Source organism: Paenibacillus glycanilyticus (assembly GCF_051200795.1).
Taxonomy (GTDB): domain Bacteria; phylum Bacillota; class Bacilli; order Paenibacillales; family Paenibacillaceae; genus Pristimantibacillus; species Pristimantibacillus glycanilyticus.
Genome location: NZ_CP195155.1, coordinates 3,351,843 through 3,369,123 on the forward strand (window position 1 = coordinate 3,351,843; position 17,281 = coordinate 3,369,123).

General features: G+C 49.5%; 15 protein-coding genes. 13 read left to right on the top strand and 2 right to left on the bottom strand.

What is annotated here, in order from left to right; genetic code table 11:
- The first annotated feature begins 2 nt into the window (after positions 1-2).
- From ACR9FF_RS15415 to ACR9FF_RS15430, 4 genes are all read left to right on the top strand, one after another.
- Positions 3-1,124 (top strand): GerAB/ArcD/ProY family transporter, encoded by a 1,122-nt coding sequence (locus ACR9FF_RS15415; protein WP_435172000.1) that lies wholly within the window; start codon positions 3-5, stop codon positions 1,122-1,124.
- Positions 1,090-2,334: a Ger(x)C family spore germination protein gene (locus tag ACR9FF_RS15420; RefSeq protein WP_435172001.1), complete on the top strand. Its 1,245-nt coding sequence runs from the start codon at positions 1,090-1,092 to the stop codon at positions 2,332-2,334. Before ACR9FF_RS15415 ends, ACR9FF_RS15420 begins: the two co-directional genes overlap by 35 nt.
- Positions 2,335-2,363: 29 nt before the next feature.
- Positions 2,364-2,567 (top strand): CLC_0170 family protein, encoded by a 204-nt coding sequence (locus ACR9FF_RS15425; RefSeq protein ID WP_435172002.1) that lies wholly within the window; start codon positions 2,364-2,366, stop codon positions 2,565-2,567.
- Positions 2,568-2,689: 122 nt separating this feature from the next.
- Positions 2,690-3,127: a DUF6376 family protein gene (locus ACR9FF_RS15430; RefSeq protein WP_317979552.1), complete on the top strand. Its 438-nt coding sequence runs from the start codon at positions 2,690-2,692 to the stop codon at positions 3,125-3,127.
- Positions 3,128-3,183: 56 nt separating this feature from the next.
- Here ACR9FF_RS15430 and ACR9FF_RS15435 read toward each other — a convergent pair whose 3' ends face one another.
- A complete protein-coding gene (locus tag ACR9FF_RS15435; RefSeq protein ID WP_435172003.1) occupies positions 3,184-3,747 on the bottom strand; it encodes a TetR/AcrR family transcriptional regulator in 564 nt (187 codons plus the stop codon).
- 184 nt (positions 3,748-3,931) lie between these two features.
- On the opposite strand from ACR9FF_RS15435, the gene ACR9FF_RS15440 reads away from it, so the two are divergent.
- The 5 genes from ACR9FF_RS15440 to ACR9FF_RS15460 all read left to right on the top strand — a co-directional run bounded on the left by ACR9FF_RS15440 (position 3,932) and on the right by ACR9FF_RS15460 (position 8,142).
- The gene (locus tag ACR9FF_RS15440) at positions 3,932-4,672 is read left to right on the top strand and encodes an SDR family oxidoreductase (protein ID WP_317979554.1); all 741 of its coding nucleotides are present in this window, start codon (positions 3,932-3,934) and stop codon (positions 4,670-4,672) included.
- Between the two features lie 169 nt (positions 4,673-4,841).
- Positions 4,842-5,321, top strand: a complete 480-nt coding sequence (locus tag ACR9FF_RS15445; RefSeq protein ID WP_201005565.1) for a carboxymuconolactone decarboxylase family protein — start codon at positions 4,842-4,844, stop codon at positions 5,319-5,321.
- A 189-nt stretch (positions 5,322-5,510) separates the two neighbouring features.
- On the top strand, positions 5,511-6,197 hold the full coding sequence (modB, locus tag ACR9FF_RS15450; RefSeq protein ID WP_435172004.1) for a molybdate ABC transporter permease subunit: 687 nt from the start codon (positions 5,511-5,513) through the stop codon (positions 6,195-6,197).
- A gap of 194 nt (positions 6,198-6,391) precedes the next feature.
- Positions 6,392-6,742: a cupredoxin domain-containing protein gene (locus ACR9FF_RS15455; protein WP_317979669.1), complete on the top strand. Its 351-nt coding sequence runs from the start codon at positions 6,392-6,394 to the stop codon at positions 6,740-6,742.
- Positions 6,743-6,876: 134 nt separating this feature from the next.
- Entirely contained in the window at positions 6,877-8,142 is a 1,266-nt protein-coding gene (locus ACR9FF_RS15460; RefSeq protein WP_435172005.1) for an erythromycin esterase family protein, read from the top strand.
- Positions 8,143-8,190: 48 nt separating this feature from the next.
- Here ACR9FF_RS15460 and ACR9FF_RS15465 read toward each other — a convergent pair whose 3' ends face one another.
- On the bottom strand, positions 8,191-8,565 hold the full coding sequence (locus tag ACR9FF_RS15465; RefSeq protein WP_435172006.1) for a hypothetical protein: 375 nt from the start codon (positions 8,563-8,565) through the stop codon (positions 8,191-8,193).
- A 173-nt stretch (positions 8,566-8,738) separates the two neighbouring features.
- Here ACR9FF_RS15465 and splB point away from each other — a divergent pair, with 173 nt between their 5' ends.
- From splB to ACR9FF_RS15485, 4 genes are all read left to right on the top strand, one after another.
- Complete coding sequence (gene splB / locus ACR9FF_RS15470) at positions 8,739-9,806, top strand: spore photoproduct lyase (protein ID WP_317979558.1); 1,068 nt, start codon at positions 8,739-8,741, stop codon at positions 9,804-9,806.
- A gap of 173 nt (positions 9,807-9,979) precedes the next feature.
- Complete coding sequence (nagZ, locus tag ACR9FF_RS15475; RefSeq protein ID WP_435172007.1) at positions 9,980-11,191, top strand: beta-N-acetylhexosaminidase; 1,212 nt, start codon at positions 9,980-9,982, stop codon at positions 11,189-11,191.
- A gap of 342 nt (positions 11,192-11,533) precedes the next feature.
- Positions 11,534-14,734: a fibronectin type III domain-containing protein gene (locus ACR9FF_RS15480; RefSeq protein ID WP_435172008.1), complete on the top strand. Its 3,201-nt coding sequence runs from the start codon at positions 11,534-11,536 to the stop codon at positions 14,732-14,734.
- A gap of 235 nt (positions 14,735-14,969) precedes the next feature.
- A complete protein-coding gene (locus ACR9FF_RS15485) occupies positions 14,970-17,267 on the top strand; it encodes a helix-turn-helix domain-containing protein (RefSeq protein WP_127496287.1) in 2,298 nt (765 codons plus the stop codon).
- The last annotated feature ends 14 nt before the right edge of the window (positions 17,268-17,281 follow it).

A 17,281-nucleotide genomic window follows, 5' to 3' on the forward strand; every position in this document is an offset into this window, starting at 1 on the left:
AGATGGAGACCCGCCAGATTACAGTCATACAGGCAGCCGCGGTTCTTGTTAGTACCATTATTGGCGTAGGCGTGCTCGCACTGCCGCTATTTGCGGTACGCGCTGCCGATTCTGGCGGGCCTCTTGTAACCTTTCTTGCTATGATGCTTGCCTTTGTCGGGTTAAGTCTGATTGCAAGACTCGGCATGCGGTTTCCGGACGAGACGATTATCCGATACAGCGAGAAGATTATAGGCAAGTGGCTCGCCTGGATTGGGAGCGTATTTATCATTCTCTTCTTTGCGGTACTTACCTCTTTAACCGCACGGGAGTTTGGCGAAGTTGTTGTTACGTCGGTCTTAAAATCAACTCCGGTCGAAGTCACGGTTATTGCCATGCTGCTTCTCGCTGCAATCTCTACGCGTCACGGAATTACGACTTTCGCCCATATTCATACGTTTTACTTTCCGTTTTTGCTAGTCCCCGTTCTTGTCATTGCCGCATTGGCTTTAAAAAACGCGGAAGCGATTAATCTGCTGCCCATTTGGGGGAATGAACCGGGCGGAATGATAAAAGGGACGCTTACGATTGCCGCCCTTTTCCAGGGAGCATTTGTATTGACGGCCGTAATCCCGAGTATGAAGCACCCGGGGAAGGCTATGAAGGCTAGCTTTTGGGGCATGCTGATTGCCGGAGGCCTTTATGTTATTATCGTTGCGGCCACGATAAGCGTGTTTGGCTCGGAGGAGATAAAAAAGCTGCTGTGGCCAACCTTGGAGCTTGCCAAGGCAACCTCATTGCCCGCTAATATTTTGGAACGGATGGATGCCGCTTTTCTCGCCGTATGGGTGACGGCCGTGTTTACAACGCTGTTCTCCAGTTATTTCTTTACGATTTATTCAATGAGTCATCTGTTCCGCTTGAAAGAGCATAAGCTCTTTTCCTATTTCATTTTGCCTTTTGTTTTTGTAATGGCCATGGTGCCTCAGAACATTATTCAAATGTACGAGATTATAGAGAATGTCGGCCGCATTGGATTGATTATTACCATTGCGTATCCGGGTTTATTGCTGATCGTTTCGATTCTTCGCAAGAAGAGGGGGAAACCTGTTGCTGACAACAAGAATGTGGATCAAAATCATTAGAACCCTATGTGCGGTTACGCTTGCCGCACCGTTTCTCACCGGATGCTGGGACAGGCTGGAAATCGAGGAACGGGCTGTTGTACTAGGAGTATCTATCGATAAGGTAAACATGGAAACGGCGGAAAAAGAAGAAGACGAAATCTCCCATTTACGCGGAACGATTCCGGCCCCGGGGAAAGGGATGGTGCGCGTTGCCGTTCAAATTGCGCTGCCCGGAAGAATTCCGTTAGGTCCCGGCGAGAGCGGAGGAGGCGGAGGAGGCTCCGTTGGAAAAACGGTATGGGTGATCGACGTTGTTGGGCATAGCTTGGACGATGCGATTATGAATTTGCAGCAGCAGGTATCCAGCAAGCTATTTTTCGGTCATCTTCGCGTTATTGTTATATCCGAAGCCGTGGCAAGAAATGGCCTTGAAAACATTAACGATTATTTTCGCCGCAACTCCGAAGTCCGCCGAATGGCGTGGATGATGGTGGCGAAAGGACAAGCACGAAAGCTTATGCTGGCTGCTCCGCCTTTGGAAAGGGTTCCTACTCTATATTTGATGTCAACGCTCGATGAAGGCATTCGAATGGGAAAATTTCCGAAGGATTATATCGGCATTTTCTGGAGCAATGTTTCCAAGAAGGGACAGGAAGGCTTTTTACCCTATGTTGAGATCAAAAAAGAAGAGAATGTGGAGATTAAAGGTTTAGCTTATTTTGTAGGAGACCAAATGGTCGGGGTTACCAAACCTCTGGAAATTGCGGGTTATCTGGGGATTAAAGGGATAAATCCCGCGGGCTACAGAGTATTTGTTCAACTGAGCAATCCGGAACAGACGATCATGACGACCGCAACACACCGCCGTTCAAAAATAAAGGTGCAAATCAAGGACGGCATTCCCCATTTCACCATTGGTATGGGAATTGAGCTTAACGTGGAAGGAAAGCTAAGCGACGAAATTCAAATCAATAATCCGGAAGTTCTGAGAATGATTGAGGAGAAGCAAACCGAAGAATCCGTCAAATCCTATTACAAGCTCATCAAGGATTCGCAAGAGAAAGGTTCAGATTATTTCGGATTCGGCGAAATCGTACGGGCCAAAAAACCTCATTATTGGAATAAACGGATCAAGACGGCAGAGGAATGGGGCAAAATGTACCGGAACTGTACTTTTGATGTCAAAGTAACGCTGAAGGTGCGCAGGATCGGAATGAAAGGCGTTTAATATCCTGATTGGCGAGGAAGGGATTACGGATGCTTGGGGGTTACACGATAGGGTATCTGTACTACGCAATCACATTGTATATCGTAAGCGGGCTGCTTATCATTTACATTGATGCAAGGGATCTGGGTAAGGATAAAAAGAAGAAAAAGGAATGGAAGATTTCGAGGTTCATCGGGTGGTTTAATATCGCGGCCGGCGTTCTTATGTGGGTTTGGGATATTGTTATAGATTAGCTCAAGCTCTGCATAGCCTCAAGACGCGGGACTCGCGCCTTGAGGCTGTTTCATGAAACCTTTTTCCTCCAAATTCGTAAAAAGTAAAAAAATCAAACATGCAGGAAGGAAGAGGCAGCTGAATGAGAAAACTGATGGTTCTCTTACTCGTCGTTTCGTCCATGATGTTAAGCGCTTGTACATGGTTTGAGAGTGCCAATCAAACCGTTCAATACGCGGATTCAGCACAGGAGCATATCCATAGATTAACGGATTTCGCGGAGCAAGCACCGCAAATGATCCAAGACGCGGCGACTAATCCCGAAACGAAGCGGCAGCTGGAGGAACGGCTAGTTGCGTTAAAAGAGGATATTGAGCAATTTAATTTGATGGACGCCCCCGCTATGGCAAAGGATCTGCATCAACAAATAATCGAGAAAAATCAAGTATTGCTGCAGGAGATCAACGACGCCCTGGTTAATGGCCATCTCGCATTGGACCAGCTTCAAAATTCTCCTATCCTACAAACGATTACGGATATAACGGGCTTGCTTAACCGGATCGAAAATTTAGGTTTGTAACAGCAAACGCCATCTGATATCGGAGGGAAAGCCACCGAAATCAGATGGTTTTTTTCTTAACTATACATGGAGTAAACCTGGTTATTTTCGAATAACTGTTGAACCTGGCCAGCCATGAATGAAGTGGAATGAGGCATGCCGCGGCGGATCCACCACTCCACAATGCCAATAAAGGCCGAAGCCATAAATTGCGATTTAATCTCTAGGTCTATATCGGGCTTGTCATTCGTCTGCTCCATCTTGACCGTCATGTTCACGGAGAAGAAATGCAGCAATTGATCCCGGAATAGAAATACTCTCTCATTGGAAAACATAGCGGAGAAAAACGGGAAGTGTTTTTGGAAGTATTCAAATACCTGCTGGGGATTTCCTTCCCCCGACTCGCGATTTTTACATAAGGAGATAATTTCGCGTATATGCTCTTCCGTACACTTGTCCAGAAGGTCGTATTTGTCGCTGTAGTGTAAATAAACAGTACCGCGATTGACATTTGCCCGATCCGCAATCTCGTTAATGGTGATTTGTTCAAATTCTTTCTCCGTAAAAAGCTCAAGAAACGATTTCTTAATCGCCTGCTTCGTTCTTAGAATTCGGCGATCGGTCTTAGCCACATTTTCCATCCTGCTTGGTTCCTCCGTAAGATAATCAACAATTGCGTTGAGAGTGTCGGATATAAAACAAAATCGCATCAATCAACCATTGAGAGGCTGAGACATCTGTCTATAATGTAAATCAACGGCCGTTAAATATTCAACATGCGTTTTATATCCGATACAAGTCCATTCAACAAAGGAGACGATAACCATGGAAAATATAAAAGGTAAAGTGGTCATTATTACCGGAGCTTCAAGCGGAATAGGTGAGGCTACGGCGAGGCTTCTGGCAGATTACGGCGCGAAGGTGGTATTAGCGGCAAGAAGAGAGGATCGTCTTCAATCAGTCGTTAATGGCATTAAGCAAAATGGAGGAGAGGCGGTATCCGTAAGAGCGGATGTCGTATCTTCCGAAGACATGATTAACCTCGCTCGATTCGCCGTGGACAAGTACGGTCGCATCGATGTCTTGGTGAACAACGCAGGCATTATGCCCAATTCCAGAATGAACGAGCTGCGCGTTGAAGAGTGGGAGCAAATGATTGATGTGAATATTAAAGGCGTATTAAACGGAATTGCAGCGGTACTACCCGTTATGCGCGAGCAACAGTCCGGACATGTCATTAATCTATCCTCGACCGCCGGATATCATGTATCCGCCACTTCAGCCGTATATGCGGCCACCAAGTTTGCCGTCCGTGCAATCTCGGAAGGGCTTCGCCTTGAGGAATCCGGAGCATCGGGGATCCGGTCTACCGTTGTTTCTCCGGGTTTAACGAACACGGAGCTCTTCAGCAGCATTACTAGTCCGGAGGTGAAAGCAATGGCCAGTCAGATTGGCGATTTGGGAATTGCTCCATCCAGTATTGCCAGAGCTATCGCGTTCGCGATTAACGAACCTGACGATGCTCTCGTGAGCGAAATTATGGTAAGACCAGCCGCATTAGCTTAAGCTATAGATCGCGACTCTCGCTGAACCGGGTATGGACTGGGTGACCGGTCAGGTTATCGCGGTAGATGGGGGATTGAATATCACTTAAAACTTTTTCGCTTAAGCTGTCACAAAACAAAACCTCCGATTGTCTTAATAACGTCACAACAAATTTGAGGAGGAACACAAAATGACACAACGCGTAAATTATATGCAGCAGTCTCCGGAGTTTACAAAAAAATTGATGGAGCTCAGCTATGCGGAGAAATCCAGCTCCATTGAAACGAAGATTATCCATCTCGTTCATATCAGAGCTTCCCAAATGAACGGCTGCGGATTCTGCCTGGATATGCATGTGAAAGAAGCTAAGATTCACGGCGAGAGAGAATTGCGTCTCTACCATCTTGCTATCTGGAGAGAATCCACCTTGTTTGACGCTCGGGAAAGAGCTGCGCTTGCTTGGACCGAGGTTTTGACGAAACTGCCGGAGCATGGCGTATCCGACGAGATCTACAACCTTGTTCGCGAACAATTCACGGAGAAGGAAATCTCCGACCTGACTTACTCGATCATGGCAATCAATGCCTGGAACCGTGCAAACGTTGCTTTCAGAACAGAGCCCGGCTCCGCCGATGCTGCGTTTGGCTTGACAAAAGCCGGCTTGAACTAATCGAAGCTTGGTTTAGTGAGAGAATTGAATAAATAGAAGGAGATCCGGCATAGCGGCGGGTCTCCTTTCTTTTTATTTGCTCCAATATTTCTCGAGTTCTTTGATTGGATGACTCCATCACCTCTGTTTATTGCTATCCCTGGTGGAACCGTTTATATTAGGTAATGTTCTACTTAAATTGATTTCGTTATGATTAGATATAAAAGAAAGTGGAGGAGAAGGTTGATTAACGCGCATGATTTTTGGCTTCCTATCCGGCTATCCATACAAGTAGCCTTGTTCTCGAGCCTTTTTGTGCTGTTACTTGGGGTAGCTGCAGCATGGTGGATGTCCCGGACAAAGCTAAAAGGCAAGATACTCATCGAAACCGTATTTATGCTGCCGTTGGTCCTTCCGCCAACAGTTGTTGGTTTTTTATTGCTTGTGTTATTGGGAAGGAGAAGCTGGTTGGGGCGGGCGATCGAATGGCTGTTCTCGGCTCCGGTTATTTTCACGTGGTGGGCAGCGGTTATTGCCGCGGTTGTCGTTTCTTTTCCGCTGGTGTATCAAACCATGAAAGTTGGCTTTCAATTCGTCGATAAAAAATTGGAAGAGGCTGGACGGTCAATCGGGGCGAATGAATGGCAGGTTTTCCGTCACATAACATTGCCGCTGGCATTCCGATCGCTTGTTTCGGCGTATATACTTGGTTTTGCACGCGGATTAGGCGAGTTTGGCGCTACGCTGATGATAGCAGGGAACATTCCGGGCAAGACGCAAACGATACCTACCGCCATCTATGTAGCCGTTGATTCCGGCAATACCGCGCTGGCTTGGGCATGGACAGGCTCCATCATTGTGATCTCGTTTATCTTGCTCTTAATAAGCAGACGATAACGGAAAGCAGCTGCCGATTTTTTCGGAAGCTGCTTTTTTGTAATGAAATATTCACGATTCCTTCAATGAACAGCCACATGGCCAGCCATATTAAGGCATGTTAAAAGGGTATAATCGATCTAAGGAAAGGAGTGCATTTTATGAAAAACAGCATATTAAAATCCCCGACCATGTGGCTAGTTTTAGCGATAATTATGATATGTGCTTTATTTTTCGTCTTCTTCTCCTCATCAAACACGAAGACAAATGCGGAGGCACCCGCCGTTTCCATGCAGGATGGTTATCAGGTGGTTACGATCCAAGTCAAGAAGGACGGTTTTTACCCTTCAAAAATTGAAGTGAAGGCCGGAGTTCCCGTAAAGCTGAACTTTGTCAAGAATACCTCTTTTACCTGCATAACAAGCGTGGATTCGGATGAGCTCGGATTCGATCTTTATTTGAAAAAAGGGGAGAATTACACGACGCTGGATCATTTATCGCCCGGGTCGTATCCATTTGATTGCGGAATGTACATGTACCACGGAACGATAACGGTCGTTGCCTGATTGCCATAGAATGAACCTTAATAAAAAGCTGCAGATTAACGATCTGCAGCTTTTTTGCTTTAAAAATTGCATTTCGGGTAACGCTATGAGATAGCACCTTATTGCGATTTCTAGGGTTAGGAGAATAAACGAACATGGCGAACAGCGAAACTGTAGTGGATAAAATAAAAGAATCATCAATCCCGCTAAGAAGCGCAGCGGATCTTGACCCATTAATCCAAGCCATTGGAGATGCGGATTTTGTATTATTGGGCGAAGCCTCTCACGGAACGTCCGAGTTTTATACTTGGAGAGCGGAGTTGTCCAAGAGACTTATTGCCGAGAAAGGTTTCTCTTTTATTGCGGTGGAAGGTGATTGGCCCTCCTGTTATACCCTCAATCGATATGTAAAACAGTACAACGGCGCTGCTCCAAATCCGAGAGAGGCGCTCCGCGACTATAACCGTTGGCCGACCTGGATGTGGGCTAACGAAGAAATTTTGCAATTAACGGAATGGCTTCATGATTACAATCGTTCTCTATCTTCGAAGTCGAAGATTGGCTTTTACGGCATTGACGTATACAGCTTGTGGGAATCCATGGACGAAATTTTGAAGCATTTGGAGAAAACGGGCTCGCCGGAGCTGAAGACGGCGCGCAAGGCGTTTGCCTGCTTTGATCCTTATAACCGCGAACCGCAAAACTACGGGGTTTCCGCTGCATTTTTATCCGAAAGCTGCGAAGGAGAAGTTGTGCAGTTATTGAGAGACCTTCAAAGGAAAAGACAGCAGAGCGACAACCGTGACGAAGCGCTCCTCAGCGATGAGCTGAACGCACTCGTAGCCGTAAACGCCGAGCGTTACTATCAGTCGATGGTGCGTGGAGGACCCGAATCCTGGAATGTTCGGGATCAGCACATGGTGGAAGCGCTGGACAGAATCAAAGCCTTTCACGGCCAAGGGGCCAAGGTTATTGTGTGGGAGCATAATACTCATATCGGCGACGCCCGCGCAACGGATATGCTCGAAGACGGTATGGTGAACGTCGGCCAGCTGGTTCGGGAGAAATACGGGGAGGACCGTGTTTATGCCATCGGTTTCGGCACGCATAGGGGAACCGTTATCGCTTCGGATGAGTGGGGCGGAGAGATGATAACAATGAGCGTGCCGGAAGCCCGTAAGGACAGCTGGGAAGACCTGATGCATCGAGCGGGCGCTTTTGACAAAATCCTGCTGTTCGATGAGCAAGATTTATCTCTTTCGGAGCCGATTGGACACCGCGCGATAGGTGTTGTCTATAATCCTCGGCGAGAGCGGGGGAATTACGTTCCATCTGTTCTGCCTCAGAGGTACAACGCGTTTATTCACATCGAGGAGTCGCATGGGCTGTCACCGTTGAATCAGGAAGTATTGCATTTTTGAACGCGAAAAAGGGATATTCCTCAACCGGGAATATCCCTTTCTTGCACGTTATACAAGGGCGCCAGCCTTCTCCGCGATAGCTACCGCTTGTTCATAATCGTCTTCATCGATAACGACAGTGAGAAGAATGTCGCGTCCGGCTGTTTCATCAGACTGTCCCCCGGAACTCATGCCGCTTGCGCTAACGTTGGCTGCCGCAAGGATGGCGGCATCCCGATCAGAGAAATCCCCTCCCAGAGTCAAGTAACCAAGTCCGGGGAAATCGCCGGTTATCGGGTTGCGAATCCGATCCGATCCGTCGCCCGGATATCCGTCAAACCGGTTAATGGAGCTGTATACAAGCTTTAACGCTTTTATTTGCTCGAGTGCTTTTTCTGCTTGCTCGGGACTTTTGAAATAAGCGAGAATATTTTTTTCCGCCATGGCAATCCCCCGGTTCTGCGTAATCATTAGTCAGGTTCCACGCTGTATCTTGCGCGTATAGCCTGAGATCTATGCACTACGGTTACCGGATACGCGCTTATTCGTATGAAATTGACGATTTCGTCCACCCTAATGTTGATCGCGAAATGAATCGTACAGTGGGGTGAGCTGATTTGTCCAATTCAACCGGGTTATTGACTCCGCCGGCACGCGATACGAAGGTATTCGTTCCGGAGCTTGTTTATTTTGAGCCTGATGCGCTGAACTATCCGAAAGGCCAACGAATACATGAATGGGCCAAAGAACAAGGGCTTCCTATTCAAATGACGACCTCGCATAACCGGATAACGAACTTGCCGGGGGAGAGCGATCTGGAGAAGTACAGGATTGCGAAACGTACTCTCGTCGTGGGCATTCGTAAGACATTAAAATTCGACCAATCCAAGCCATCGGCCGAGTATGCCATACCGATTGCTACGGGATGCATGGGGCATTGCCATTATTGCTACCTGCAGACAACGCTTGGAGCCAAACCGTATATTCGCGTCTACGTAAACACCGACGATATTCTTAACCAGGCTAAACAATATATCGAGGAGCGCGCTCCGGAGATTACCCGCTTCGAGGCAGCTTGCACCTCCGATCCCGTTGGCCTTGAGCATATTTCCGGCTCACTGAAGGAATACATCGAATTTATGGGGCAGCAACCTCTTGGACGGTTGCGTTTTGTCACGAAATACCATCATGTCGAGCCGCTCCTGGATGCGAAGCATAACAAGCATACCCGGTTTCGTTTTAGCGTAAACGCCGACTATGTCATCAAGCATTTCGAGCCGGGCACGTCGAAGTTCTACGAGCGAATTACCGCAGCGGGCAAGGTTGCCCATGCCGGCTATCCGCTTGGATTTATTATTGCGCCGATCATTTGGCATGAAGGATGGGAAGACGGTTACGCCGAACTTATTAGTCAATTAAAACTAGCGCTTCCGCCGGAAGCGTGCACCGATCTGACATTCGAGCTGATACAGCATCGCTATACGAAAACAGCCAAAAATATCATTCAGCAGCGCTATCCCAAATCCAAGCTGGAAATGGACGAAGAGAAGCGGAAATACAAATGGGGCCGCTGGGGACAGGGGAAATACGTTTACCCCGATGAGCAAGCTAACGCGCTCAAGGAATTTCTTTATAAACGGATCAACGAGCATTTTCCGGAAGCCAAGATCGAGTATTTTACATGATACCAAAGGCCAGGGAACAGATTCGTGCCAGGCAAGCGGCCATGATATAATCGGAAGAAGCTAAGTTGTAGCTAAACAACTTAGCTTCTCTTTCTAATCGGTTTTCGGACGGTTTTGCGTACATATTTAAAGTTCCTCAAGACGACTGCTTAAGAAGCCCAAAGGAGGATCCTATGCGATATTTTCGAATGTTTACGCTTTACGCGACAATTTTTACGCTCCTCGTTCTAACCGGATGCGGGACGGCAGAGCAACAGCAGCCTGTAATCAGCGAGACGCCAAAGCCTGTCGATCCGATAGCCCAGCTTGTAGCATCCATGAGCTTGTCCGAAAAAATCGGGCAAATGATATTGGTAGGGATGGACGGCACGGAAATACAGCCCGAAATAAGCAAGCTAGTCAAGGATAACCATGTTGGCGGAATTATTCTATACAGCAATAATATCGCGTCGGCATCTCAGACAATTAAGCTGGTTAATGATCTAAAACGGATTAATCAAGATAATGGAGCAAAGCTCCCGCTTCTCTTGAGCACGGACCAAGAAGGTGGCCGAGTGTCCCGGTTGCCGAAGCAAATCAAGGCATTTCCGGCAAGCAGAACGATCGGAAAGACTAACGATCCCCAATATGCCTATCAGGTGGGCACGGCATTAGGCGAAGCGGTGAAAGCGATTGGCTTGAATACCGATTTCGCACCCGTACTGGATATTAACACAAATCCCAAAAATCCGGTCATCGGCAACCGCGCTTTCGGAACTACGGCAGAATTGGTCAGCAGCATGGGCGTGCAGGAGATGCTTGGCATCCAATCGGAAGGGGTAGTCCCGGTGGTCAAGCATTTTCCCGGACATGGCGACACTTCCGTTGATTCGCATCTCGGTCTGCCTGTTGTCGCTCATGATCTGGAACGGCTCCGCTCCATTGAGTTTGTACCGTTCAGCTCGGCAATTAAGCAAGGAGCGCCAATGGTAATGGTCGCGCATATTTTAATGACCAAGCTTGATCCGAACACACCAGCCTCTATGTCAAAAAAAGTTATCCAGGATTATTTGAGAGGGGAGCTTAAGTTCGGCGGAGTCGTTATTACGGACGATATGACAATGGGAGCCATAGGAAAGGTTAAACCAATCGGGCCAGCCTCCGTACAAGCCGTGCAAGCCGGCGCGGATATCATTCTTGTCGGGCATGACCCCATTCAGCAGCAAACCGTTATCGATGCACTGACTGCAGCTGCGCAGAACGGAGAAATCTCTCCGTCTGTTCTGGATGCCAGCGTGTATCGCATCGTCAAGCTTAAGCAAAGCTTCAAATTATCGGATCAGCCAACGTCTTCAATCGATATAGCAGCGCTGAACCAACACATTCAAGCCGCTCTGGAAAAATGAGAATCTAAACGAAAAACGGATTCGAGAGCTTTCAGATCGCAAAAAATAACGTTAGCGTGGCCCGCAGAGAATCTGCGGGCTTTTTTGTTTTGTACAGTCCCATACAAAACGATTAATACAGTATTTAACGCGAAATACAGCTTTAATGTGCTGCTATTCGAGAATTGAACAGTTTCCATCTGATTCGTGATCAGGCACGATGAAGGAGTGGATAAGGGAGGTGAAGACTGATTCAGAGCGGTTAGCAGCAGAGAGAGGAACTTCTTAGCAATCATAACAGGGGAGAAGAAGCCGGAAGCATCTGTATGCCATTATTCCAGTAACGAAAGAGAGAGTGAACTTATGAGATTAGCCAAGTCGATACGGACTTCCAGGACCAACAAAAAAATCGTAAGCCTTTTATGCGCGACAGCCTTGCTGCTTCCCGTCATACCCGCGATGCCTGCTTACGCCGCAACCTTGAATGTCGCTTCGTACGGCGCAAACGGCACGGACACGGGCGACGACAGCGCGGCTATTCAAGCGGCCGTTAACGCGGCTGTCAGCGGCGATACGGTCTTTATTCCCGATGGCACGTATTATCTGGGAACCGCGGTTAGCGGAAAATCCGGCGTCAAAATTACGGGACAAAGCAGGGACAACACGATTATTAAATACAATTCGACCTCCGCTAATACGTTTTTCTCGCTCTACAACTTGTCGGGCGCCGAAGTGTCGTCCATGACGCTTGACGCGGGCAGCAGCGCGGTCCCGCAATCCGCCGTTGTATCGGAAAACGGCAGCGGCAATAAAATGCTCAATTTGAAGGTCAAGGATTTCGGTATGTCTTCCGGGTTCGGCCCGTTTGCCCTATACGGTATCAACACGGATAACCTGACCATCGCGGACAGCGTGGTAACCAATATCGGGGTCAATTCGGACTGGGGCGGCGGCGTACGCGTTGGCTGGGGCTCGGATCATGCGCTTGTCGAGAATAACTATGTTGCGGAAACCGGACGCGGCGGCATCTTTATAAACGACGACAGCCCTTACGCAATTGTTCGGGGGAATACGGTCGCCGGCACAGGGAAGAAAATGGAAGGTCTCGGCATCGAGCTCCATACCAACGTAGATTATTCCCTGGTTGAGAACAATACGGTCGATCATTGGATCAGCACGGTTCGGTCGGCTTATATCGCGGTTCGCAACAACTATGTCGGCTCCAGCACAACCGTGGGGAATATGGGGCTTGAGGTGATGGTTGACCACGGCGTCACTTCCGGCAATATGGTTGACGGCGGCCAGCAGGTCGGCATTCAACAATCGCCGGGTACCGGCTATCAGCTCTGGAACTACAACACGGTCCAGAATATGGTGATGTGGGGCATGCAGCTGCAAGGCGAAGGCACGGGACAAACGGAGCAATACCAATATTTTTACAAAAATACGTTTAAAGACGGTGCCGCCGGCAATCCGAAAGCAGCTTATCCCGGTTACGACGGCAACGCGGTCCGCATTCACGGCAATACGAAAAACGTGACGTTCGACAGCAATACGATTACGAATAACGGACGAAAAGCAATCGAAATTACTACCGCGGGCGGTACCGATCGCCTAAGCTTCATTAATAACATCATTACAAACAACGCCGGGCCATCCATCGACCAATATCCTTCCTCGGCAGCGGACCTGGAGTGGAGCAACAATACGGTCAGCGGCAACGGCAATAACACGCAGCTTACAAGCAGGGGCTTCAGCGATCCGAAGCCGGTAGCGAACTTCACCGCTCCGCTGACCGTGCAGCTCGGTCAATCCGTGACGTTCACGAATACATCGACCGATAACGGTACCATCGTCGAGAATTTGTGGGATCTCGGCGAAGGACTGCCGGTTACGACAGTCAGTCCAACCTATACTTATCAGAAGCCCGGTACTTATCAAGTTATTCTTGGCGTTTGGGATAACGGCGGACGCGCCAGCGTAAAGGAACAGTCCGTTACCGTTATCGCGGGGCCGCCGGATACAACGGCTCCTACTACGCCAACCAATTTGGCGTCTCCGTCGAAGACCGATACAAGCGTTACGCTGACTTGGACGGCATCTACGGACAATATCGGCATTGCCGGCTACGACGTTTACAAGGACGGCGTGATGGCGGGTTCGACGGTTGGCCCAACCACGACTTCCTTTACGGTTAACGGCTTGACCTCCAACACCGCTTACAGCTTTGCCGTCAAAGCGAAGGACGCATCAGGCAATACCTCCGGGCTGAGCAGCGCCATCAGCGTGACGACCAGCTCGATTCCGACACCCGTATGGGTAGCATGCGCGGGCGAGAACAATATGTGCAGCTTCACGGGAACGAAGGAAGTCCGCTACGGCGCCGCAGGTCTATACAATTACGGCACGTATACAAATGGCGTCATGTGCGCCAACAACATATTTGGCGATCCGGCTCCCGGACAATATAAAACCTGCGACGTAAACATGGCTGCCGGCGGTGGCGGAAGCGATACGCAGGCGCCTACGGCTCCAACCGGATTGTCTTCTCCTTCGAAGACATCGTCAAGCGTTAATCTGACTTGGTCGGCATCGACGGACAACGTGGGTGTTACGGGCTACGACATTTATAACGGAAGTACCCTCGCCGGATCAACCACGGGCGCCACTTCCTTTAACGTAACCTCACTTTCCCCAAGCACAACCTATTCGTTCACGGTGAAGGCGAAGGATGCCGCCGGCAACGTATCTGCCGCAAGCACCCCGCTAAGCATAACGACGAATGCTCCGGCTGGCGATACGCAAGCTCCAACGGCGCCAACAGGGCTTACTTCGCCATCGAAGACGTCCACAAGCATAAGCCTGTCCTGGTCGGCTTCGACGGACAACGTGGGCGTAACCGGATACGAAGTCTACAACGGAGCAACGCTTGCGGGCACAACAACGGGAGCCACGTCGCTTAATGTAACGGGCTTGTCTCCAAGCTCGACCTACAGTTTTACGGTGAAAGCGAAAGACGCCGCCGGCAACGTGTCGGCAGCAAGCGCTGCGTTGAACGTTACGACAAACGCGTCCGGCGGCCAGACGCCTACGGGCTCCATCACGCGCGAATACTGGACGAATATTACGGGAAGTACGATTGCCAGCATCCCGACCGGTACGGCACCTACCGGAACCAGCTCGTTAACAAGCTTCCAGGCGCCGTCCAACTGGGGCGATAATTACGGCACGCGGATCCGCGGCTATATTGTCCCTTCGGTAACGGGTATCTATCAATTCTCAATCGCGGGAGATAATAACAGCGTATTGTACCTCAGTACGGATGCGAATCCTGCCAACAAAGCGCAGATTGGGGAAGTTGTCGATTGGGTATATCCGCTGAACTTCACTCAAAACACGGGCCAGCAATCCGGACAAATTACGTTAACGACCGGCCAGCGTTACTATGTTGAAGTCCTGCATAAGGAAGAAGGAGGAGACGATCATGTCGCGGTAGGCTGGAAGACGCCGGGCAGCTCTTCTTATACCGTAATCGACGGGGCTAACCTTGCCCCAATTCAATAACGGAATCCTACAAAGAACCGCAAGCAGCGCTATGGCTGCTTGCGGTTCTTCTTTATCCACCGGATTAATCGTCAAATCAAAGGACGCATATGCAAATACGAATAGATTCTTCAATGTTACGATAAACGAAAGGTCTGCTTATGCCCGGGAAAATGAAGTGCGGGGAAACGATTTTTATAGGATAATAGAGAAAGAGCGTGTAAGCGCTGCCAGCATATCAGGGAGGGGGTGGCGAATGAAAAAGTTTAACAGCGTTTTTAGGAGATTCCTCGTATCGTACATCGTTATTCTGATTATTCCGAGCATCGCCGGCTTCCTATCCTATCACACTTCCATCTCGGTCACGGAGAAGCTGTCCATTGAGAACAGCGTCATGCAGCTGCAGAAGAGCAAAGAGCTGCTGGAGCGAAGAATGGCAGAGGTTGAAGGATTTACGAGACAGCTTGCCATCAATCCGGATATAAATGTACTGATGAACGAGAAGAGCTCCGGAGAGCAGACGAATGTGTACGGCATCTGGCGGATCTTGCGCAGCGTGCTGACGTTTGGACAGACCAATGATTTTCTGCAGCAATTTTATATTTATCTGGGAAATTACAACGTCATTCTGACGCCAGGCTCCGCTTACGTTAGACCCGAGCATTTCTATGAAAGCTTCCGCTATGAAGACCAGTCATTGGCGGAATGGAGACAGTCCATTCTCGGACAGACGCACCGGAGCGAAATTATGCCGCTGCGCCAATACAACAATAGGGGAACCATTACTTCGGTCGTCACCTATATGCAGTCTTTGCCGCTGGACAGCTTTAGCGGTTCGTCTCCCGCCATAGTGGTTGTTACGATCGACGAGAAGACGATTACCAATCTATTAACGGGCATCACGGACAAATACGGCGGCTGGACGCAAATTAGCGATGCCAGCGGCCGAACCATTGCTTCGCTCGGGACCGGCGTGCCCGACATGCAGGCGTTAGCCAAGGATGCGAGCTTTGACGCGGATAAAACCAGCCAGTTCTACAAGGACGATCTAGTCATCACGATTCATTCCAATACGAACGGCTGGGTATACCGCTCCGGCATACCGAGACATGCTTTGCTGGAGTATGCGAACCAGATCAAATTCATCACCTGGACGATTACCGGCATTGCCATCGCCGTTGGTCTATTCGTTGGTTTGATGCTGGCTTACCGCAACAGCATGCCAATCCATAAGCTGGTGTCTGTCGTTAAGGAACAGTTCGGAAAAGACGACACGACGGAAAGAAACGAATACGACTTCCTGCACGGGAACATCGCGGAGATGATCCGCAGCAGCAATCAGCTGGAATCCGAGCTGCGAAGGCAGCTTCCGCTCATTCGGGATGCTTTCCTGAAACGGCTTCTTTCCGGAGAACTGCAGACGCGCGAAGAAATATTCGCTGCCGCTTCTCAAGCGAATACGGGCATTTACGGGAATTCCGGATTCGTATGCATTTTACAGGTGCAAGGCTATACGGGCATGGACAGCGTGGAGGTGCTGAATGAGCTTCATGCCGCAAGGCTGCTGCTGAAGCAGGCACTCCTCGACATCGCAGGTTTTACGTTGACCACCGATTGGGGCTCCGACCGGATTGTTATCGTATTCGCGTCGAAGGAAGCGGAAACCGGCAATACGATAGGAAGGGACGAGATTGCCAGTCTGCTCGATCAGCTGTCCAAGCATGCGTTCGCCGAATACCGGATTACGTTTATCGCGGCGCTTGGCGAAGCGTTCGCATCGGAGACGGAAGTCAGCGTCTCCTATGAGCAGGCGAAGCAGACCATGGATCAAGCGCTTCATGCCGACCGCAAAGGGATCGTCTGGTTTGAGGAAACCAGGCTCGAGAGCGCAACCTATTACTATCCGCTTGAGATGGAGCTGCGTTTGATCGGTACGATCCGGGCGGGAGAAACGGAGGAAACAAGCCGAATCGTCCGTACGGTAATGTCGCTCAACACCGAGCAGCGCGAGCTGTCCGTAGAGATGTGGCAGCAGCTGGCGGGCGAATTAAAGGGGACTTTGCTGAAGCTGCTCGATCAGAAGTCCTTTATGGAATCCGGCATGTTCGAACAGCTGAAAGACCGGATCATTGCGCTGCACGCTACCGATAAACGATCCTTCCAGGCTGAAATCGAAGAAATTACGGGCGTAATGTGCTCGATCGTCGTCAGCCGCAAGAATGACGGACATACAAGGATTATTGAAGCAATAAAAACGTATATTTCCGGTCATTTCTCGGATTCCGACCTGACCTTGTACCGGGTAGCCGAAGCCGTGGAGCGACCGGAAAAATATATTTCCCAGCTCTTCAAAGAAGTAACGGGCTCGAACCTGTCCGATTATCTGGAGCAGGTACGGATGGAGAACGCGATCGCGCTGCTCCGCGAAAACCGGTATACGGTTGACGAAATATCATCCCGTGTCGGCTACAACAGCTCCCATTCGTTCCGTCGGGCTTTCAAACGCGTAACCGGCGTTTCGCCAAGCTCTTACAGGCAAACGGTGGAAGGGTGAAGGGAGGAAATGCG